At 48.5% G+C, this 21974-nt stretch carries 23 protein-coding genes; 5 read left to right on the forward strand and 18 right to left on the reverse strand.

What is annotated here, in order from left to right:
- Nucleotides 1–133 precede the first annotated feature (133 nt).
- From DTO96_RS08550 to DTO96_RS08570, 5 genes are all read left to right on the forward strand, one after another.
- Entirely contained in the window at nucleotides 134–655 is a 522-nt protein-coding gene (locus DTO96_RS08550; RefSeq protein WP_114563108.1) for a gamma carbonic anhydrase family protein, read from the forward strand.
- Nucleotides 656–715: 60 nt separating this feature from the next.
- A complete protein-coding gene (locus tag DTO96_RS08555) occupies nucleotides 716–1312 on the forward strand; it encodes an RNA polymerase sigma factor (protein ID WP_264080569.1) in 597 nt (198 codons plus the stop codon).
- Nucleotides 1309–1872 carry a DUF3619 family protein gene (locus DTO96_RS08560; RefSeq protein ID WP_114563109.1) on the forward strand — a complete coding sequence of 188 codons (564 nt, stop codon included), beginning with the start codon at nucleotides 1309–1311 and terminating at the stop codon, nucleotides 1870–1872. The genes DTO96_RS08555 and DTO96_RS08560 overlap by 4 nt, the downstream gene beginning before the upstream one ends.
- On the forward strand, nucleotides 1835–2221 hold the full coding sequence (locus tag DTO96_RS08565) for a DUF3106 domain-containing protein (protein ID WP_157964386.1): 387 nt from the start codon (nucleotides 1835–1837) through the stop codon (nucleotides 2219–2221). The genes DTO96_RS08560 and DTO96_RS08565 overlap by 38 nt, the downstream gene beginning before the upstream one ends.
- Before the next feature lie 230 nt (nucleotides 2222–2451).
- Nucleotides 2452–2985, forward strand: a complete 534-nt coding sequence (locus tag DTO96_RS08570; protein ID WP_114563111.1) for an RDD family protein — start codon at nucleotides 2452–2454, stop codon at nucleotides 2983–2985.
- Nucleotides 2986–3228: 243 nt separating this feature from the next.
- Here DTO96_RS08570 and DTO96_RS08575 read toward each other — a convergent pair whose 3' ends face one another.
- The 18 genes from DTO96_RS08575 to hpaB form a co-directional block, all read right to left on the reverse strand.
- Nucleotides 3229–4260, reverse strand: a complete 1032-nt coding sequence (locus DTO96_RS08575; RefSeq protein ID WP_114563112.1) for a helix-turn-helix domain-containing protein — start codon at nucleotides 4258–4260, stop codon at nucleotides 3229–3231.
- A gap of 12 nt (nucleotides 4261–4272) precedes the next feature.
- Nucleotides 4273–5079 carry a 4-hydroxy-2-oxoheptanedioate aldolase gene (gene hpaI, locus DTO96_RS08580; protein ID WP_114563113.1) on the reverse strand — a complete coding sequence of 269 codons (807 nt, stop codon included), beginning with the start codon at nucleotides 5077–5079 and terminating at the stop codon, nucleotides 4273–4275.
- Nucleotides 5080–5087: 8 nt separating this feature from the next.
- Complete coding sequence (gene hpaH / locus DTO96_RS08585; protein WP_114563114.1) at nucleotides 5088–5888, reverse strand: 2-oxo-hept-4-ene-1,7-dioate hydratase; 801 nt, start codon at nucleotides 5886–5888, stop codon at nucleotides 5088–5090.
- Nucleotides 5889–5890: 2 nt separating this feature from the next.
- Nucleotides 5891–6280, reverse strand: coding sequence for a 5-carboxymethyl-2-hydroxymuconate Delta-isomerase (locus tag DTO96_RS08590; protein ID WP_114563115.1), 390 nt, complete (start codon nucleotides 6278–6280; stop codon nucleotides 5891–5893).
- A gap of 1 nt (nucleotide 6281) precedes the next feature.
- On the reverse strand, nucleotides 6282–7133 hold the full coding sequence (gene hpaD, locus DTO96_RS08595) for a 3,4-dihydroxyphenylacetate 2,3-dioxygenase (RefSeq protein ID WP_114563116.1): 852 nt from the start codon (nucleotides 7131–7133) through the stop codon (nucleotides 6282–6284).
- 54 nt (nucleotides 7134–7187) lie between these two features.
- Nucleotides 7188–8648, reverse strand: a complete 1461-nt coding sequence (gene hpaE / locus DTO96_RS08600) for a 5-carboxymethyl-2-hydroxymuconate semialdehyde dehydrogenase (RefSeq protein ID WP_114563117.1) — start codon at nucleotides 8646–8648, stop codon at nucleotides 7188–7190.
- Nucleotides 8649–8674: 26 nt separating this feature from the next.
- A complete protein-coding gene (locus tag DTO96_RS08605; RefSeq protein ID WP_114563118.1) occupies nucleotides 8675–9448 on the reverse strand; it encodes a fumarylacetoacetate hydrolase family protein in 774 nt (257 codons plus the stop codon).
- Complete coding sequence (locus DTO96_RS08610; RefSeq protein WP_114563119.1) at nucleotides 9445–10188, reverse strand: fumarylacetoacetate hydrolase family protein; 744 nt, start codon at nucleotides 10186–10188, stop codon at nucleotides 9445–9447. Before DTO96_RS08610 ends, DTO96_RS08605 begins: the two co-directional genes overlap by 4 nt.
- 21 nt (nucleotides 10189–10209) lie before the next feature.
- Nucleotides 10210–10992 (reverse strand): SDR family NAD(P)-dependent oxidoreductase, encoded by a 783-nt coding sequence (locus DTO96_RS08615; protein ID WP_114563120.1) that lies wholly within the window; start codon nucleotides 10990–10992, stop codon nucleotides 10210–10212.
- Nucleotides 10982–12439, reverse strand: a complete 1458-nt coding sequence (locus tag DTO96_RS08620) for an APC family permease (RefSeq protein WP_114563121.1) — start codon at nucleotides 12437–12439, stop codon at nucleotides 10982–10984. The genes DTO96_RS08615 and DTO96_RS08620 overlap by 11 nt, the downstream gene beginning before the upstream one ends.
- 155 nt (nucleotides 12440–12594) lie before the next feature.
- Complete coding sequence (locus tag DTO96_RS08625) at nucleotides 12595–13392, reverse strand: SDR family oxidoreductase (RefSeq protein ID WP_114563122.1); 798 nt, start codon at nucleotides 13390–13392, stop codon at nucleotides 12595–12597.
- Nucleotides 13389–14771 carry a transaminase gene (locus DTO96_RS08630; RefSeq protein ID WP_114563123.1) on the reverse strand — a complete coding sequence of 461 codons (1383 nt, stop codon included), beginning with the start codon at nucleotides 14769–14771 and terminating at the stop codon, nucleotides 13389–13391. Before DTO96_RS08630 ends, DTO96_RS08625 begins: the two co-directional genes overlap by 4 nt.
- A gap of 77 nt (nucleotides 14772–14848) precedes the next feature.
- Nucleotides 14849–15511 (reverse strand): HAD-IA family hydrolase, encoded by a 663-nt coding sequence (locus DTO96_RS08635; protein WP_114563124.1) that lies wholly within the window; start codon nucleotides 15509–15511, stop codon nucleotides 14849–14851.
- Entirely contained in the window at nucleotides 15508–16758 is a 1251-nt protein-coding gene (locus DTO96_RS08640; protein WP_114563125.1) for a Tm-1-like ATP-binding domain-containing protein, read from the reverse strand. Before DTO96_RS08640 ends, DTO96_RS08635 begins: the two co-directional genes overlap by 4 nt.
- A gap of 43 nt (nucleotides 16759–16801) precedes the next feature.
- The gene (locus DTO96_RS08645; protein ID WP_114563126.1) at nucleotides 16802–18160 is read right to left on the reverse strand and encodes an aminotransferase class III-fold pyridoxal phosphate-dependent enzyme; all 1359 of its coding nucleotides are present in this window, start codon (nucleotides 18158–18160) and stop codon (nucleotides 16802–16804) included.
- A gap of 15 nt (nucleotides 18161–18175) precedes the next feature.
- On the reverse strand, nucleotides 18176–19630 hold the full coding sequence (locus DTO96_RS08650) for an NAD-dependent succinate-semialdehyde dehydrogenase (RefSeq protein ID WP_114563127.1): 1455 nt from the start codon (nucleotides 19628–19630) through the stop codon (nucleotides 18176–18178).
- Nucleotides 19631–19721: 91 nt separating this feature from the next.
- Complete coding sequence (locus DTO96_RS08655; protein ID WP_225972468.1) at nucleotides 19722–20216, reverse strand: flavin reductase; 495 nt, start codon at nucleotides 20214–20216, stop codon at nucleotides 19722–19724.
- Nucleotides 20217–20309: 93 nt separating this feature from the next.
- A complete protein-coding gene (hpaB, locus tag DTO96_RS08660) occupies nucleotides 20310–21878 on the reverse strand; it encodes a 4-hydroxyphenylacetate 3-monooxygenase, oxygenase component (RefSeq protein WP_114563128.1) in 1569 nt (522 codons plus the stop codon).
- Between the last annotated feature and the right edge of the window lie 96 nt (nucleotides 21879–21974).

Here is a 21974-nt window from a genome sequence, read left to right on the forward strand (position 1 = left end):
CAAACCACAGTCTGGTGACTTCAAATCAGATAATCGACGCAAACAATGCAATAAAAACATTGAAAACCTTGCATGAGCAGGTACAATTGATTCGATTAGACACAACCATTTTTTGACTTTAAATGAGATCACCATGCCCATTTATGCATTTCATTCATTCCGTCCGACCCTTGCTGATGCAACCTTCGTTGCCCCAACTGCGGTTTTAATCGGTCAAGTTATTTTGCACTCGGGTGCAAATATTTGGTACGGCGCCGTATTGCGTGGGGACAATGAGCCCATCACCATTGGTGAAAACAGCAATATTCAAGAAAACTCTATTTTGCACACCGACATGGGCTGCCCTTTGACCATCGGCGCACAAGTCACCATTGGTCACGGTGTCACACTGCACGGTTGCACGATTGGCGACAACAGCTTGATTGGCATGGGTGCAATTGTCCTGAATCGGGCAGTCATTGGTAAAAATTCGATTGTTGGCGCGGGCGCTTTGGTCACCGAAGGTAAAATATTCCCCGATGGTGCACTGATTGTCGGCTCGCCTGCTAAAATGGCGCGCATGTTAACGGATGAAGAAACAGCCAAATTGCCAAACAATGCTTTGCATTATGCGGCACGCGGACAAGATTACTTGACCCACACACACGAAATTTAATAAAAATAAAGGCCACCATTCAAGGTTGCAGCATTAAACCACGCAAGCTTGCCCTTAAAGATGACCGCATTCGCCCCCAACACCTCCCAAGTGGTGCACCAAACCATGGATGCTTTTTTAGCGAGTGTCGAACGACGCGCTTATAAACAAGCCCTGTTTGCTGTGCGCAATGAAGAAAATGCTTTGGACATTGTCCAAGATGCCATGCTCAGCCTCGTTCAATCCTACGCCGAAAAGCCTGCTGCAGAATGGCCAATGTTGTTCACACGTATTTTGCAAAATGCAATTCACAATCATTTTCGCCGCAGTAAAGTGCGGGATTATTGGACGCCGACTTTTTCAGAGTTTGACCACTCCACTGAAGATGAAGCCAGCTTCGACATTTTAGAAAGTCTACTGGCACGCAATCCCGACAATCAAACAGCCTCTGCCGAAGAAACCGTCTCGCGCGAGGAAATGCTAAATTTGATTGATGAGCTGATAAAAAACCTGCCAGACCGTCAACGAGAAGCCTTCTTGCTGCGTTATTGGGAGGACCTGAGTGTGACAGAAACCGCAGAAGCCATGGGCTGCTCGGAAGGTAGCGTGAAAACACACTGTTCACGCGCCGCCCACAGCTTGGCAAAAGCCCTGCGAGAACTAGGAATTACATCATGAACACAAACACCGCCTCCCAACACCTCACACCAACGCATGTCGCCCATGCCGTTCAACTGACCCGTCAATTATTGGATGCAGGTGTGGATGACTTGCCTTATGACATCACGGAACGCTTGCGTGCCGCACGCATGCGAGCCATTGCACAAGTTAAATCACATGCACCCACAGTCGCTCAAGAAAAACACATCAGTGACGGCTTAATCGGCTGGTTGCAACGCATGCCCACTTTGGCAAAAACACTCATGGCCATACCCGCATTGTGCATGGCAATTGTTGTGGCAGAAAACACCAGTACACCCAGCGCGAGCAATATCGCCTCACAACCCACGGCCTTGATGAGCAGTCCACTCACGGCAGCGTATGCGCCCTCGTCAATGGACACCATCAACGCATTGAACATTGATGCCATTTTGAAAGAACAAGTGCCTTTGCAGGCGTATTTGAATGAAGACTTTAACCACTTCATTGATCAAGACAAACAAAACAAAGCCCCTCACCCTCAAACATCGGGAACAAATCATGTTCAAAAAAACACCATCGTCCAAGCATTACGCTAAACGCCCAGTGCTGCTTACAGCTCTGGCGCTTGGCTTAAGCTTATGCGCTGGTGTCGCCCAAGCCCAAAATTGGGAGGACATCAGCCCTGCCAGCCAAACCATGCTGCGCCCACTGCGCGGAACATGGGAGCAAATCCCTCCCTTACAACGCCAACAATGGTTGCAACACGTGCCGCGCCTGCAAAACATGAATTCAAGCGACCGTGACAATGCCCAAGAACGCATGGCCGAGTGGGCAAGTCTTTCAATGCGCCAACGCGTACAAGTCGAACAACGTTTAAAAAATGAAATCAATGACAATGCAGATACCCGCAATCAATCATGGACTCGTTATCTAAAATTCCGTTAATTCAAAAGCATGCAACATTCATTCAACACGGACTCAACCATGATTTGACTCATTTTAGTTCGACATGATTGCTATGCACACCTAAATCACGCTACAATTCAAATGGCTGCCATCGTCCGATGCAGCCATTTTTTTGAAATTAAAGCTTTCCCACACATCCACAGCCCATCCCTCAGCCACCGTCGGTGGTAAAAAGTTAAAGCAATAGAAGACAGCTGCACATAAAAAACATGACCACAAGCCTTCCCATCGCCCCCGCCATCCTCCGCCGTTTCGCTGCCAGCATTTACGAGTTTGCTTTGCTTTTTGGTATTTACTTCATTGTGGGCGGCTTGGTACAAGTTATATTCACATTGGTTGGTAAAACAGCCCCCATTTGGATGTTGCAAATCACCATTTTTTTGGCATTTGGCTGCTATTTCACTTACTCCTGGACGCGTGCCGGTCAGACCTTGGCTCAAAAAACATGGCACATCCAAGTCACCCAAGCCGATGGTCGCAACCACATCACGTATAAACAAGCATGGTTGCGTTACATATTCAGCTACTTGGGAGTGTTGCCTGCCTTGTTATTGTTGTTCACCCAAATGCATGGCCAGACCTCAGCTGAAGGCGATAATGTCATGGTCATCTACATTCAAGTGATCTTGTTCATGACCATCAACTGTTTGGCTTTGCTCGGCACTTCTTTGATGAACCCCCAACGGCGCGCAGTGCACGAAGTGCTGTCGGGCAGCCGCACGATCCATCAACCGGCCGCATAAAATAAAAAACTACCATGTAAGTTTTTTTAAAGTGCCACACTTTTATGATTTCACAACAGATGGATTTTAAATGTTCAGTAAAGAAACTACAAATTAATGATATTTAAATATTATTATAATCATCTGAACTTATTTTAAAATCCATTCTCCGCCCCATCTTCTTAAAAGCGGCATGGTTAATGGCTTTCATACAACGGGCTCGATTGAACTTCGCAATAAATATAGGCTTGCCGAAATATTGCATTAGATGTACAAATCGGTCATACCATTCCCATTTTTTAAAGTATCTGACGGCAACACTCCAAATGCTTTTTTGTAATCATTTGCAAATTGTGACAGATGCCAAAAGCCCCAGTTCGCGGCAGCTTCTGAAACTGTAACAGAACCTTTTGCCAGCAGCCGTTTCACTGCATTGAGTCGAATCATTTTGAGGTAAGCATGTGGGCTAATACCCACTATTTTTTCAAAACAATATTGCAATGTCCGACGTGATGTAAAGGTTACTTTACACAAATCGACTATCGACACTGCAGTGTCTGGGTGTGATTCTATGAAAGCGTGTGCTGTTTTAACCACGCGTCGAGCTTTTTCGGTTGATGCTGAAAATACTTTAGGGTGTGCCAGAGAGATATAGGCATCAACCAATCCAATCAACTCGCTGATGAGTAAACGCTGAACGTCCACACTCTTAAAGTGTTGAGGAAAGCGCGAAATTTCACCAATAATTTGCTGTAACTTGATGCGGATGTCTTGCGCCAATGCAGGATGATATAAAAAACTGGCATGTTGGCCATTGAATAACTGTTGAGCGCCTTCTGCGCCATCTTGCTGCGCAAATTCTGGAAAAATATAAAAAGGTATGGTGATACTGGTCATCCGTGTGCCGCCTGGCACATTGAGTTCAAGCTCCTCCTGTTGTGACATACACGCGATGTGGTGATGGCCAAATGCTTGTCCGTGCCATATTGCAGGCTCGCTGAATGAACTCAATACACCAATCGAAACCGCATGGGGACGCGCTGAACCCGTCATAAATATTTGTTGCGACAGGCTTTCTTCTACAATTTGAACATCATTGATCCAGCATTCGGTAATCGAACCGATAAACTTTCCTTTAGACAATTGCTCATAACGCGCCTGCCAATAAGTAAAGCCTTGGGCAATTTCATCGGGATCATTGACGTCGATGATGTTGCGTATTTCTGGTGATGCAATCGTATCCACTATGGGTAAAATAATGCTAGACGATGATGGATGGGCATCTTTGGTTTTCATGGCTTTATGGACTCAATAACCAGAGCTGTTAGACGTCACGGTACTTGCTGTGGGACGAATTGTATCTAAAGTGTTTTTTGCTGATTGCATCAACATACTTGTGTCCACTCCAATCGCAACAAACTGTGCGCCCGCCTCCAGATACATTTGCGCCAATTTCAAATCTGTGGCCAAAACCCCAGTCGCTTTTTGATGCTCACGGGTTTTTTGAATGCCTTGGATGATGGCTGCCACGACATCAGGATGATTGGGCTGTCCAGTATAGCCCATGGATGCCGCCAAATCAGATGGGCCAAAAAACACGCCATCCACACCTTCTGTCGCGGCAATGCCGTCCAGCTGAGCCAGTCCTGCCACACTCTCAACCTGCAACAACACACAGATTTCATGATTGGCACGTTGTAAGTAGTTTGGAATCTGATTCCAACGGGATCCCCGTGCCAATGCACTGCCTACTCCACGTATCCCTTCGGGTGGGTAGCGAGTGGCGGCGACCAACTGTGCGGCTTGGGTGGCCGATTCAACCATTGGAATCAACACAGTCTGTGCGCCCAAATCTAAGACCTGTTTGATTAAAGCCGTTTGCCCTTCAATCAGACGCACCACGGGTTGACAATCATAGGGGGCGATGGCTTGTAATTGTGCAAGTATCGAATGTACATCATTGGGTGCATGCTCACCATCGATGAGTAGCCAATCGTAACCCGTGTTGGCCAATAATTCGGCCGAATACGGGCTGGCCAAACCAAGCCACATGCCCAGAACGACATCGCCATTTTTGAGCGCTTGTTTAAAGGTATTGTGCAGCACATCTTTCATATATAGCCTCATACAAAACGGAATGAAATAATACCCAGCGAGCCGTAATCCACGACAAACTCATCCCCCACTTCAGCAGTAGTTGGACGGGTAAAAGAACCTGCGAGCACCACATCGCCCGCATTGAGCTGCTCACCATACGGCGCAATTTTATTCGCCAACCAAGCCACACCCACAGCAGGATGATTGAGTACACCTGCGGCCAACCCTGTTTCTTCAACCACATTGTTTTTTAACAACAATGCCCCTATCCAACGTAAATCGACTGCATCTGGTTTGATTTGAACATCACCCATAACAATGCCCGCATTGGCGGCAAAGTCGGAAATCGTATCGAACACTTTACGGGGTGCTTGGGTTACTGAGTCAAATTGCTCAATCCGCGCATCAATGATCTCAATCGCAGGCACCACATAATCGGTTGCTGCCAATACGTCTTCCAATGTCGTGTTTGGCCCTTTGAGCGATTGTTTCAAAACAAACGCCAACTCCACCTCAACCCGTGGTTTGATGAATTGATTGATGGCAATATCACCCTGCTTAAAAAACATGTCATCCATCAGCGGTGCAAAGTCAGGCTCAGTGATTTGTGATGCTTGTTGCATCGCGCGTGATGTCAAACCAATTTTACGCCCTTTTATTGTACGTCCTGCGGCCAACTCAAGCCTAACCCAAGCACGTTGGATTTCATAGCCATCTTCAATGGTCATCTCGGGATAGCGCTTAGAAAAGTGTGAAACCTGTTTGCGGTTTTCTCGGGCATATCGCAGCTCTTGCGCCAATGCGTCAATGGTATTTTGTTCCAACATATTCAATCCTTTTTGAACAAGGTGTGCAAATTATTGTGTTTGAGTGCGCCCGCTTCAGAAAACTCATACAACTCTAAAGACAAGGCCAAGCCTTGCTTTGAAAACTGAGTGGCGAAATGATTTTTCATGACGCTAAATAAATCATCCAAGGTTTTCTGTTTAACCGCATCAGAGCGTCCTGCCCCAATTTTCAGCGTACCATGCACAAACCCTGCATCCGCCAAACTGCCATCAGCCACACAATAGTCCTCGCACGGCAAAGCCCGCACACGCACTCCACCGATTGGATAGACCTTTTGCGAGAGCAAACTGGCCGCCAAGTCATGGCAGAGTTGTTTAAACTCACCTGTATCACGCAAATTAGCAGAGTATTCTAATGTTAAGTGTGCCATGTTAAATCACCGGGAAAATAGCGTTAATCTGCCCCGTACCGCTACTGGGGAAATACGGCGTGATGACCTCAACCTTGCCCATGTATGCCGCGCCACCCATAGCACCGAGCAACATCGCGGTATCGTGCATAAAGCCTTCACCGTGGGCTTTTTCTGCATACATCGGTAGCATTTCGGTGAAGGTTTTCCAATCGCCCTCTTCCCACATTTTGATGACTTGCAAGTCCATTTGTTCCAACAATGGACTCCAGTTTTTGAACAAATACCCTTCTGACACGCCATTTTGCGCAAATCGATGTGACAGTGAACCGCTGGCAAAAATCGCCACCTTACCGTTATAATCCTGTTCAATTGCCGTGCGCAAGGCTGCCCCCAATTTCATACTGTCATGCAAATCATGCACCTGACACATCGCAGAAATTGAAATGACCTTAAAATGTTTGTCCGTATTCATATAGCGCATGGGCACCAATGTACCGTATTCCAAAGCCAAAGTTGTTGCGTCATGTGCGCGGGTATGGATGCCCACAGCGTTGGCACGTGCAGCAATCATGTGCCCAAGCTCTGGATTACCCTCATAATCAAACGGCATGTTTTTAATAAAGTGCGGCAACTCATTGCTGGTATAAACGCCTTTGTAGTGTGCTGCACAATTGATGTGGTAACCCGAATTGACCAACCAATGTGTGTCAAAAACCACAATCGTATCCACGCCCAATTCGCGACAACGTCGTGAAATCTCAATATGCCCATCAATCGCAGCTTGACGACAGCCTTTGTTCGGGCCATCAAGCTCCGAAATGTACATTGAAGGTACATGGGTGATTTTTGCTGCTAATGCAAGTTGTCCCATTGTCTTTCCTTTTTTAAAAAACCCCATCACCGAACCTCGTGGTAACGAGGGTGCTTACACCCCCCAGCGTGGTATGTGATGATCACCCATCGACACACAGACATTCTTCGGCTCTAAAAACACTTCAAAGCTCCATGTGCCACCTTCGCGTCCTGTGCCCGATGACTTTGTACCACCAAAAGGTTGACGTAGATCACGTACGTTTTGGCTGTTGACAAAGCACATGCCCGCTTCAATTTGTGCGGCAACGCGATGGGCACGGCCTAAATTTTCCGTCCAGACATAAGATGACAAACCGTAGGCAATGTCATTGGCGATGGCCACCGCATCGGCCTCATCTTCAAACGAAATCAAACACGCCACAGGGCCAAAAATCTCCTCTTGGGCAATGCGCATTTTGTTGTTCACATTGCCAAACACAGTGGGGCGAACAAAATTGCCTTTAGTCAAATGCTCAGGTAGCTCAGGTGCATCCAGCCCGCCCGTCAGGAGGCTTGCCCCTTCATCAACACCCAGTCGTATGTAGTAGCGGACTTTATTTAAGTGGTCTTGCGAAATCATCGGCCCGACCACGGTGCTCTCATCCATCGCGTCACCAACTTTGATTTTGGCGGCACGTGCTGAAAATGCCTGTGCAAACCGATCATAAATCGAACGTTGAATCAAAATTCGTGAGCCTGCGGTACAACGTTCACCGTTGTTGGAAAAAATCATAAAAATCGCAGCATCTAAAGCGCGCTCAAAATCCGCATCCTCAAACACAACAAACGGACTTTTGCCACCCAATTCCATCGAGAATTTTTTCAAACCCGCACCTTGAACAATACGCGTGCCCGTTGCGGTACTGCCTGTGAACGAAATCGCGGCCACATCTGGGTTTTGACACAGCGGTTCACCCGCAGCGGCACCAAAGCCATGCACCACGTTCAGCACGCCCGCAGGAATCCCTGCCTCTAATGCCAACTCACCCAATAAGTTTGCAGTGATGGGAGAAAATTCACTCATTTTGAGCACCGCTGTGTTACCAAAGGCCAAACAAGGCGCGACTTTCCAAGTCGCGGTCATAAATGGCACATTCCATGGTGAAATCAGTGCACACACACCGACGGGATGATAAAGCGTATAGTTCAGATGCGTCGGTGTGGGATAGGTATGCCCATCTGTATGGGTGCACATTTCAGCAAAAAAATAAAAATTATCCGCAGCCCGTGGAATCAAGACCTTCTTGGTTTGGGCAATCACCTGCCCTGCATCACGGCTTTCCCACTCAGAAATTTTTGAAACATTTTGTGCAATTAAGTCACCAAATTTACGCACCAATCGCGCGCGTTCTGCCGCAGGCGTGTTTGACCATGCAGGAAAAGCAGCTTTGGCCGCAGCGACTGCCATGTCCATCTCTTTTTTGCCACCCGATGCCACGCGGGCAATGACCTCTTGGGTCGATGGATTGACGCTTTCAAAGTACGTCTCGCTCGTCACTTTTTGACCATTGATGATGTGTTCAATTTGTAACATTTTTTTCTCCAAGTCTACTCATCTCTTTACTCAATACCGAACACAGAGTCACCCACAATGGTATTACTCAAGCGGCCAATACCTTCAATCTCGGTCACCACCACATCGCCCTCAAGCACGTTAACAATGCCATCAGGTGTCCCCGTCAAAATCACATCACCCCGCGATAACGTCATGAAACCACTCAAGTATTCAATCAATGTGGGAATGTCTGACACCATATCGTCGGTGCATCCTTTTTGGGTTTGCACACCATTGACGAAAGTGCGCAACTCCAAATGGTGCGGGTCGGGGATATCCGCCGCATCGACCAGCCACGGTCCAATGACGGTACAGGTGTCGCGATTTTTAACGCGCAAATTGGGGCGATACCAGTTTTCTAAATAATCCCGAATCGCATAATCATTGGCAACCGTATAACCTGCCACATAACCCATCGCATCGGCCTTACTCACATTTTTGGCCGTTTTACCGATGACTACAGCGAGCTCACACTCATAATGCATAAACTCAACCCCTGCGGGTCGGCGGGTTTGACCATTGTGACCCATCAATGCACTTTTACCTTTGATGAAGGCCAGCGGCTCTTCTTGTTTTCCAAATGACAATTCTTTGGCATGCTCGGCATAATTCAAACCGAGGGCAATGATGGTGCCCAACTCAAATGGCGGTAACCAAACCACGTCGGTTTCAGCCACGACACGACCATCCGCCAATTGAATCCAACCCGCATCACCACTGGATTCATATGGATAGGCCTGATGAATCGCCCCAGCATAGGCCACTCGTGCTGTTTTCATGACGCCCCCTCTATTTTATTGGTGAGCGAACCCACTTGCTCGATTTCAATCCGCACCGTTTGTCCAATCTGTGCCAATACAGGCGGATGCACCACGCCCAATAATAAAATATCACCTTGCTGCAAAGTCATAAATTCAGTCACATCAACCAAAAGCTGCGCCACATGGCGCGTGAAAACAGCGGTTGAATACTCTTGCACCAGAACATCATTAATAAACGTATGTATCATCAAATCATCAGGATTTGTAATTTGCGCCACACCACGCACCCAAGGACCAATGGCACACGATGCATCAAAGGTCTTAAAGCGCATGGATGGACGATAAAAACTGCTGTGCGGTACGCTGGCATCATTGACCACGGTGTAGCCCGCCACCTTGCTCAAGGCATTGTCTAAACTCAAACGTGTCGCCACATCACCCATGACTATACCCAAGGCAGCCCCAACCTGAAGTGCTGCGACGCCTTCAGGCGCAATCAGTGCTTGGCCATTACCACGCAAAGTATTACGCGGTTTGGTGTACAAAACTGGCGCTTTCGGTACCGCTTTATAGGGTGCTTCATTAACGGCTGCACCTAACTCATGAATCCCCGAGGCATCATTGTGCAATACACCATGTACAGTCCCAATGTATGGCACACAAGTGCCACTCAATCGCTCTGCCTGCGTGAGCGACACATCTGCGGGCGCGACCATTTCTGGGCTGGTAAGCCACACGTCGTGAATGATTAAACGCATTTTTGACCTTTATCTTTAAACTTAATTCGACCGAGCCGATGCAGGCACACGCGCCCCACCATCGACCACGATTGCCGCTCCCGTGACAAATGAAGCATCACTGCCCGCCAAAAAAGAGCACACTGCAGCCACCTCAAAAGGACTCGCCATACGCCCCAGTGCAACACGCGCCACCGTGCGCTCAACCGCATCGGGTACGGTGCATTCAAACTCTACGGCCAAATCCGCCATTTCTTTGCGACTCATCGGGGTATCCACCCAACCTGGACAAACCGCATTCACTCGCACACCATGTCCACCATATTTTGAAGCGGCGCTGCGCGTGAGTGCCACCAAGCCCGCTTTACTGGCGGCATAGCTCGCAATATCCGCACCTGCATTGAATGCCGCAACAGAGGCAATATTGACCACGCTGCCATTCCTTTGTTGCACCATCACGGGCAACACGGCACGCATCACACGCATCGCCCCCATGAGGTTGATGTCCATTTGTCGCTGCCAAACATCATCCTCAATATCAGCCACTGCATCATTGACCAAAATGCCCGCGGCATTGACCAAAACATCAATTGATCCGCAGTGCGTCAATACATCATGCACAACCGACTCCACCTGATTTTGATCGCACACATTGCAGACAAATCCTGTCACATTCAAGCGTTCAGCTGTGAGCTGTAAAGCATCTGCGGGCAACCCAGCAATCACCACTTTATAACCATCAGCGATGAGACGCTCGGCCGTTGCTGCGCCAATGCCACTGGCTGCGCCCATCACAAGGGCGACTTTTTGTTCTTTATTGTTCATGAGACTTAAACAAGCGTTCTAATACTTCTTCAATAGGGGTCGGCGTAAACAAGGATTCACGCTTGACGACTTTGACCCAAATGAATGAATAAATTCCCGTTAACACCAACATCCACACGAAGGGGACATACACCAAGGCAGGATCTATTGTCGGTGGCGCAACAAAGTACAAACCCACAATAATGCCAATACTGGAAATAATCTGTGGCAAAGGATAAAACGGCACACGATAAGCACGTGGCAAATCAGGTCGTCGAATACGCAAACTGATGAGCGAGAACGTCACGAGCAAATAAGCGAAACCCCAAGCACAGACCGCAGCCAAAACCAAGGGTAAAATTTTATCCAAATCCCCACCAATCCAAATCGTGTGGGCGACTGGTATCACCGCAGCAGCGATGATACCAACCACAGGGCTGCGGTACTTCGGATGGACTTTCGCGAAAACTTTGGGTAAAGAGCCGTCTTCAGCCATGCCTTGAATAATGCGTGAAACTGATGCCATTAAAGCGTTAATACACGCCGCACCCGCGCACAAAAATGCCAAGCCCAGCCAAATACGCCCTGCTTTGCCCATGATTTGATTGGCAAACGCTGGAATTGAATCAGGTGTTTCTAAAATATGCACTGTGCCCGCAGGGTCAAGCGCAACATTTTCTACTTGACGCGCCATACCCGCCCCCCACATCAACATACACACCAAAACCAGCAGCATGCCCAACATCATGGCTTTGGGGATATTTCGATGTGAATTGCGAATTTCGGGCGCAAGTGGTGTGACCAACTCCATGCCGAGAAACATAAACATGGCCATACCCACCAACGACATGGTTGACATCAAGTCTGTTCCAATCACTGACTTACCGACAAACCCCTCAATCGGTGCCACTGCGGGTTGAGTCAGACCTATAAAACCAAATATTGTCAAAGTCGCAAACATCGCCACCGTCAGTAAAATCTCAACCTTGGCAAATGCCTGCACACCAAAGTAATTGAGCGCTGCAAAAAACAGAACCAAACCCACACCGACCATCCACGCGCCGCCTTTGGCATCAAGATAATCCTGCACATTCGGAAAATTCACTGTCGCCATAATCCCACTCAAAATCACCTCCGCCGTACCTGCGAAAGCATGAACCAAAATGTACGCAGAAATCGTCCCCATGACCGCAAAGAATCGCCCCATCCCGCATGAGATATAGTCATATACTGAACTGCCTGTCGGTAGCATTGAGGCCAACTCCGAAAAAGTTGTTGCCTGACACAACATCATCACACACGCTATCAGCATGGCAATCACAAATGACGAGCCCCCCAAACCAAAGCCTGTACTGGCGGTTAAAATAACAGGGCTGGCCATAACAATTCCAACTGACGCTGCCAAGGCTGTGGGAAACCCCACCTCGCCATTTTTTAAAAATGCTTGTAATTTTTCTTTTAAAATCATGTCTGTCTCCTGAATAGCAAATAGCAAATGGCAAAATATAAAAAGAGAACCTTTTTATTAAAGCCCTATAAAAACACGCACCTCCTTCTTTTCTGTTGGCTGCACCAATCTCTATTTTTGATAAGGCAAACATTGCTGGCCTTACAATTCTTTTTCTACTCTTCAAGAAAAAATGGGCTTTCAGGTAAGGTTGAGCCACCATCAACCACAATCGTTTGTCCCGTGATGTAACGTGCCGATTCAGAAGCCAGAAACAACATGGCGTTGGCAATGTCCTCTGGCTTGCCCAAATCACCCAGTGGAATGTATTGCTTAATTCGAGCCGCCTTTTCTGGATCACTCAACAGTGATCCGCCGACTTTAGCGATATAGCCGGGCTCCACACCATTCACGGTCACCTTGTCTTTGGCCAGCTCCATCGCTGCTGTGCGGATAAAACCATTCAAACCTGCTTTACTGGCCGCATAATGCGCACTGCCAGGCATCGCAACTCGTGGACCTGTTACTGATGAAGTGAACAGCAACCGTCCTTTCCCTGCGACGCGCCAATGGGGCAAAGCGGCTTTAGTCAGCCAAAACGCCGCCTGTAAATTCACCGTCAAGGTGTGCTCAATTTGCTCATCCGACACATTCTCAATCATTTCCCATGGGCAAACGGCTGCGTTGTGCACCACAATGTCGAGCCGACCATATTTTTGTACCGCCTGAAGCACAACCCTATCGACCTCACTGCGCACACCAATATCTGCAGCAATCGCAATCGCTTGTCCACCCATAGAGCGGATGCTTTGCGCCACTTGTTCTCCTACTTCAGCCGTTCGATTGACCACCACGACAAAAGCGCCCGCGAATGCCAACACCTCACAAATTGCCGCACCAATGCCACGTCCACCGCCCGTAACCAGTGCCACCTTACCGTTCAGTTGCCATGGGGAATTGAGGTTGCCTATCATTTTGCAGTCACCTCGGCAGCAAATTGCGCAAAAGCGGTGTGATGCTTTTTCACATCTTCTGAAGTGGTGCCTGGCGACATCAACATCATGTTGTGAAAAGGCGTAATCAATACACCACGATTCAGTAAATACAAATGCAGCAAGGTATCCAAATCACCATTGCGTCCCGCACGCACATCAGGTGCATTGCGCGGTGCATCTGGTGAAAACAAAATCTCCACACGTGCGCCCACTTGCATGACATGCCATGGCAAACCATGCGCCGCTATCGTGTCTTTAACGCCTTGTGCCAATTCACTGGCCAGCGCAACCATCTGCGCGAAGTTTTCTTTGGTTAACACTTCCGACAACACTGTTTTCATGACCGACACGGTTAGCGCATTGCCCGCCAACGTACCACCAAAACCTGCATGGGCAGATTGACGCACTGTCGGCGGTACTTTAGGCAAGGCTTGCCAAATTCGCTCTGCCACAGATTGCGTGGCGCCAAACACCGCCGCGGGGATCCCACCCGCAATCGATTTCCCCACCACAAAAAAATCTGGCTCCAAACCATGCTCGGCGGTGTAGCCGCCATAACCATTGGAAAAAGTATGGGTTTCATCAATAATCAACAACGTACCTGTCTCGCGCGTCAGTTGGCGTAAGGCATCGTGGAAACCCGTTATTGGCTCAATCATGCCGAAGTTGGTCATCATTGGCTCAGCCAAAACGCAAGCCACATCGCCTGTGCGCAAAGCCGCTTCAAGCGCTGGAATGTCGTTAAACTCAACGACAGCCGACAACTCGGCATGCGGGAAATCATTGTGATAAATGCCATTGCGCATTTGCACGTCACCGTTTTCATTCAGCTCCACGTGCGCTTCCTCGACCGTGCCGTGATAACAGCCCGAAAACACCAATACTTTTTTACGTCCCGTCACCATCCGAGCCAAGCGAATACACGCGCGGTTCGCATCGGTGGCTGAAGTGGTGAATGTCCAGTAAGGCAAACCAAAGCGTCGCTCCAACTCCGCTCCCACCCATTCGGCATCTTCATTGGGTAACATCATCGTGCTGGCAATACTCGCTTGTCGCACCATGGCTTCAACCACTTTGGGGTGACCATGGCCATACATGCCACCTGAATCCCCCAAACAGAAGTCCACATAGGTATTACCGTCAATGTCGGTCAACTTGACGCCGTAGCCATTGTCAGAATCTTTACTGATATAAGCAGGCCATCCACCGACCCAACGGCGCATCCAGTGTGATGGACCACCATATAAGAAGTTTTTACGGCCAGCTTCCCATTTGGCTTTGGACTTTTGATGGGTTTGTTCAAAGCGGGTTTGCTCGATGGCGTATAAGTCTTTGATGTGTTGTGTGTTTAATTCCATTTTTTTCTCTTTGTTCATTTATTGCGTGAGGACTTTTTCATTGCTTACTAAGCCCACACTTTTGGTTGATACCGTTGCTACTCAAGCGCCGTAGGTAAAGCCACACCCAATAAACTCAACGCATCGGCATAAGATTTTTTCGGCTGCATCACGTCAAAATGCACACATTGCATCCCCGCCGCAAGACCACCTTTGATGTTGCGCAGTTGATCATCGACAAAAATACAATCATTCGCCTCGATACCCAACGCCTCAATACACGTGGCATAAGCGCGCGCATCTGGCTTTAAAATGTGTGTGTACGTCGCATCAACCACCACGTCAAAAGCTTTGAGGAGTGGCAATCGCTTACTAAAATCTTGACCGTAAAACAAATCCAATTCATTCGATAGAATCGCCAACCGACACCCTGCTGCTTTAGCCGCCTGAATGGCTGCAACTGCTTCTGGGCGAATAATGAGTTCAGGCTCGGCTCCACGAGCGGCTTGGACAAACTCTTCCATCATTGTCCAGTTTTGCCCAATCAGCTCACCCACTTGGGTCGTGCGTGCCATCCAGTAATCGCGCTCTGTGATTTTGTCGGCCTGCATGTCTGTCCATAAAATATCATTGGCGGGGTCAAACGGCCCTTGCCATGTCAGTGTGCCGCGAGGCAGGTTCAATGCCACCTCAGTTAAATCATGGGTTTCAAATAAAGTGCGACTGATTACGCCACCAAAATCCAGTACCAAGGCTTTCATGCGGCTGCTCCTTTTACTTTAATCAATCCACGCGCCAACCAGTCGTCAAACACCGCCAACACCGCGTCCACAAAAGCATCATCATTGATGTGAGCATCGAGCTCAATGACATCAATTTTGCCCGCTGCAGATGCAATCAATTCATCGTTAAATGCAGCTTTGCCCGACTCATCGCACAACTCTTCGCCCGCCTTATCCCATGCCTGCACACCTTGTTTGGGCAAGATAAAACAGCTGGGCGCAGTCGATTGCGACATTCTCGCAACAATCTCACGGGCGACCAAACGACGCATCGGCTCTGGCGATGCAGCACAACTGATGAGACGATTATGCGTACGGATGTCCACCTCTTTGAGTGCGTCAGGCACAGGTGCCCATGTGGGCATGTCGATCATGTCAATCGCACCTGGAGCGACGATTTGCGGTGTACCTGACAGCCCCGCACCGAGCAAACGCGTCTCACCCGCATGCACCGCCGAACCACCCAATAAATTAGACAATTCCTGTAAGCTGAAATCCATCACTGCCGAAAACACCCCTTGCGCAGCCAATCCTTCAAATGCCCGCCCGCCCATACCTGTGGTGTGAAACACCGCCACTTCAAATCCACGTTGTTCAAGTGCAGGTTTGAGTTTGACCATATACTTCAAACAGGTTTTGCCCAAAGATGTCATGCCAATAATGGGCTTATCAAATGTCGGAATCAGTGCTGCTTGTGCCGCACCCACCACCGCGCCTGCTGCTTGTGATAACGTCGCTTTGCACAAACTGTTCAAACCATACAAACCACCTGCCCATAAAATCATGGTCAAATCAGGCGGAATGCGGTCGGTCGGGATGAGTGGCGAGTATGAGACGGTGGATAAAACCACTTTGGGAATGCCCAGCGGCAATGCACTGGCAACATCCAAAGCCAAATCCGTCCCCATCGTGCCACCCAACACCAACAAACCATCTATCGAGCCTTGAGCGTATAACTCGGCGGCCAGTCGTGATGCACCGAGCGCCATTGCACTCATGGCGGCATTTTCATCGTGGTAAGCGATGATGCTGGGAATGTCCACCCCTGCTGCTGCCGCGACCTGATTGTTTGAAATATCCACGCCTGTAGCACCTTCGAGCACCCCCACATCCATGAGGATGTGCTTACCATACAATCCGTCAATACAATGTTGAATAAAGCGCAATTCGTCCATTTTGGTGTCGGCGGTACCAATGAGCAATATCGTGGGATTCGCTTTTGCCATTTTTGTGTCCCTTCGTGGTGAGCGGATCTAGTGGTGGTTGACGTTATGCAATTTCTGCAAACGCTGCATGCAGCGTATCAACGATGTAATCAATGTCTGTCATGGTTGCAATCAATGGGGGGGACAAAATCATATTTGCACCCGAAGTACGCACCGTGAGGCCGCGCTCATAGGCATTGCGCGCCAAACGACTCAAAAGATTGTTGCTTTTGGACAGTGTGGTTTTTTTCGCTTTGTCTTCCACCAGCTCCAATGCCACCATCAAACCAATACCGCGCACATCACCAACGCAATCGTATTTCTTGAACTCTTGCAACCGCTTATTAAAATGCGCCCCCACAGTTTTGACATTGCCCACAATGTTTTCATCAGCCATGACTTTAAATGTTTCCAAAGCCGCTGCCGCTGCCACAGGATGACCGCTGTAGGTATACCCATGACCAATCGAACCACGCCCAGATGTATCGTTCATAAACACATCAAACACCTTACGTCCCACGGCTGTTGCACCCAGTGGCAAGTACCCTGCCGAAATACCTTTCGCCAAACACCACAAATCCGCTTTGACATTCCATAACCGTGTGCCAAACATTTCACCTGCACGGCCAAAACCCGTGATCACTTCATCGGCAATGAGTAAAATGCCGTACTTATCACAAATTTCACGAACCAACGGCCAGTAGTTTTCTGGAGGCACAATCACACCACCCGCACCTTGTACAGGCTCGGCAATGAACGCGGCAATCGTGTCTGGACCTTGAAAAATAATTTCACGCTCCAACATCACGGCGCATTGCTTGCCCAACTCAATGGGGTCATCAAGACCAAAGGCATTGCGGTATAGCCATGGCGTTTCGACATGAAAACACCCTGGCAAAAGCGGTTCATACATGCGACGAAAATTGATGTTGCCGTTGACACTTGCGCCGCCAAAATGTGTACCGTGATAACCTTGTTTGAGGCTGATGAATTTGGTTCTATCACCTTGATTTTGCAGCTTCCAATATTGGCGTGCCAGTTTGAGCGCGGTTTCCACCGCATCCGAGCCACCATTGCAGAAAACAACGGATTGCACATCATCAGGCTGCATGAGTTTGGTTAACTCAACCGATAACTCAACCGCTTTGTTATTGGTGTTGCCGCGGAATGAGTTGTAAAACGGTAAGGTATCGAGTTGCTCGACAATCGCATTACGGATGCGTTGATTGCTGTGCCCAAGGTTGGAACTCCATAAGCCTGCCACTGCATCAAACGTTTTGTGTCCGTTAATATCCCAAATCCAACAGCCTTCACCTTTAGCAATCACGTCTGGGCGTTTCTTAACTGCATTTTGTGGGTTTTCCATCGGCTGCCAAAAAAACTTGGCGTTGTTTTCATTGATAAAATCTGCGTAATCTGACATTTATTGCTCCAGTATTTATAGTGGTTTTCCATTAGGCGTGGACACCGAAATCAGCTTCACCTCGGTGTAAGGCAAAATCCCTTCAGCACCCATCTCTTGACCAATGCCGCTTTCTTTCCAACCACCAAACGGGGTTTCGGGTTGCGACACACCAAAGTGGTTGATACCCACCATACCTGCCTCTAACTCTTGCCCTAAAACATGTTGCTTCATCGCATCGGTTGTAAACGCATACGCAGCAAGCGCATAAGGCAATGAGTTGGCTTTTTCAATTGCTTCATTCAAATCGCTGTATTTTTCGACAATCGCAATCGGGCCAAATGGCTCGTCATAAGCCAAACGCGCATCTGCCGGCACATTCGTGACCACAGTCGGGGCAAAAAACCAGCCCTTATCACCCACGCGATGACCGCCCGTCAACACGGTTGCACCCTTGGCCACGGCATCATCTACCAACTCCTGCATCGTCTCCAAACGACGTTTCATCGCCAGCGGTCCCATTTCGGTGTCTTTGTCCATACCCGAGCCCAATTTAATTTGTTTGGTCTTCTCGACAAACTCGGCAACCCAAGCATCAAATTTTGACTCATGAATAAACCAACGCGTCGGGCAGGTGCAGATTTGCCCCGCATTGCGAAATTTGCCCGTGACAGAGGCCGCAATGGTGTAGGGGATATCCGCATCCTCGCAAACAATCACAGCAGAATGCCCACCCAGTTCAGAGGTGAAGTGTTTCACCAAACGTGCACATTGCTCGCCCAAAACCTTACCAATCGGCACTGACCCTGTAAACGAAACCTTACGAATCAATGGATTATTAATCAGCACGTCCGACACTTCGGATGGCTTACCGATGACAAAATTCAATGCATCAGCAGGAACACCTGCATCAAGGAAACACTGCACCACCAACATGGCGCAACCGGGCGTTTGAATATCAGGACGCACGATGACCGAGCAGCCTGCGGCCAAGGCACTGGCCATTTTGCGCACGGTTAAATTCACAGGAAAATTCCATGGGGCAAATGCGGCCACAGGACCAATCGGCTGACGAATCACGTTTTGAGAAATGATATTGGGCAAGCGCGTGGGGACATCACGACCATACAAGCGTTTGGCTTCTTCGGCCTGAAAATCAGTGATGTCTGCTGCCAATGTGATTTCACGAATGGATTCATTCAATGGCTTGCCCTGCTCCATGGTCAACACCTCGCCAATTTCTTTCGAACGCTCACGCATCAAATCGGCCGCTTTGCGTAAAATGATATAACGCTCATGGGCATTTTTTTTCTTCCATATCGCAAAGCCGCGATGTACTGATTCTGCAGCCAAATTAAGTTCAACAGGTCCTGCCAGTGGAATCTGCGTGAGCAAAGATTCATCCAATGGACTGTTCAAGTCGCGTGTCCCACCACTGCCCGCATCGAGCCATTGACCATTAATAAACAATTTAAGCTGTGGATATTGCATGGGGTTCTCCGTAAGAAACGTGAAAGTATGGAATGCAGTATAGGGTTGAGTTTGATTTGAGCGTTATCAAAAATGCGCAAAGATTTTCAAATTAAGCCAACTCGTGAAACTGTCGATTGAAGTAAACCAATGCACTCGGGTTTTCATCCAAATAGATTCGAGCAATGGTGACAAAAAATATCGTGTGGGTGCCCATTTCAACTGTTTGGATGATGTCACCATTGAGCGTGGCCGCGGCATTTTTGAGGCGTGGTAGACGAGTGCTGTGCTCCCAATCATCACTGGCAAAGCGTTGCTCCATGGTAAAATCAGTTTTTCCAGAGAACTGCATGGCCACATCTTTTTGCTGTGCATTGAGCACATTAATACCCATATGCCCATTGGCTTTAAACACCGCATTCATCGCACTCTTGCGGTTGATGCATACCATGACCGTAGCAGGAGTATCGGTGACCGAGCAGACCGCCGAAACGGTCATGCCACATAAGCCCGCATCGCCTTTTGTGGTGACGATACAAACCGATGAGCCAAGTCGCGCCATACTTTCGCGGAACTGTTTTTGTAGTGCTTCATACATGTCTTGCATGATAAATCTCCAGTTTTATAATGATGGAAACACAGGAAAATTGGTTTTTACTGTTCCGTGTTTCCATAAGTTGGGCTGTGCTTGTCTTAAGGATTATTTGAATAAACGCCCATGTACGCTCACATCTTCACCTGATTTCAAATGAGGAACCGTCCAGCCATTTTCATCGTAATCAGACAAACACTTATCCACCAGCGCAATGGCAGCAGGCATGACGCCCGAGCTATAGGCATTGCGCAAGCATTGCATACGCACCTCTTCTGCACTGCCCGCGTAATTAATCTCATACAACTCATGACGACCACCAAACTCCGTGCCAATCGCATCCCACAACAGTTTGAGAATTTTGATGCGTTGTTTGTAATCAATTCCATCGGAGCCACGCACGTATTGCGCCAAGTATTTATCGATATCAGGATTGGCAAAGTCCAACGCACTGGACGGCAAATATATCAACCCGCTGGCGACACAGTTTTCAATCAAATTTTTGATTTGCGGATAGGCCACTGGGGCGAGTACGCGATACGCTTGCATGGCTTCGAGGTTTGGCATAATGGCGCCGCCTTCCCACTCATATGAGTTGCCATACATCGCATCAGTCAGCGCCCAAAATGTATTGCGCCAGCCAACCACTTCGCCTACCATGGCTTGCACGCCGCGAAAATCTTTGGCACCCGTGCACTCCACTGCCTTTTGCATCAAGCCCGCGATGAAGTCCAACTTGACTGCCAAGCGCGTACACCCTTGCATCGGAAATAAGCGACCAAAACCGCCTTTGACAAACCATTGTTTACAGCGTTCAAAATCACGATAAATCAAGACGTCTTCCCACGGGACAAACACATTGTCCATGACCAAAATCGCATCATTTTCATCAAAACGGCTTGACAACGGATAGTCAAATGGCGAACCCGTAGCTGCGGCAATCAACTCATACGATTGACGGCAAATCAATTTCAAACCGGATGCATTCATCGAGGCAATAAACATCAAGGCAAAGTCTGTGTTGTCCCCCAAAACCTGTGCCGAGCCTTGACCGATGAAGTTGTAATGGGTCAGCGCCGAGTTGGTCGCCACAACCTTCGCACCGCTGACATAAATCCCTTCATCGGTTTCGCGCTGCACCGAGATGTAAACATCTTTCACTTGGTCAGCAGGTTTGTCGCGGTCAATCGGTGGGTTGACTATCGCGTGATTCATGTATAAACACGACTCTTGCAAGCGTTTGTACCACCGACGTGCATTGTCTGAAAACTTGCCGTAAAACTCTGGATTTGCACCCAATACGTTACCAAATGCCGCTTTATAATCTGGCGTTCGCCCCATCCAGCCATAGCTGCCACGAGACCATGCGGCAATGGCGTCGCGTTGTTGACGCAGTTCATCCGCCGAGCGCGCCATGCGGAAAAACTTATGGGTGTAACCGCCGTTGCCTGTATCTGTTTCCCAGCACAACTCGTCTTTGGTGGTGGGGTCATGCAAGTCATCGTATAGTTTGGCCATGGATGCCGCAGAATTGCGGAATGCGGGATGTGTTGTCACATTCTCCACACGCTCACCATAAATATAAATCTCACGCCCATCATTTAAACTGGCCAAAAACTCCGCACCAGTAAAAGGACGCTTATTGTCCGCCCGAAAATCTTCTGGTTTTTTGCTCATAGTTCATCTCCTTTTGATTAAAAAAACACCCATACACAGTGAATGCATGGGTGTTATTTAATCAGCAGTTGATGCAAAACTGAATTCAACTTACAG

The organism is Ephemeroptericola cinctiostellae, assembly GCF_003339525.1.
In the GTDB taxonomy this organism is placed as follows: domain Bacteria; phylum Pseudomonadota; class Gammaproteobacteria; order Burkholderiales; family Burkholderiaceae; genus Hydromonas; species Hydromonas cinctiostellae.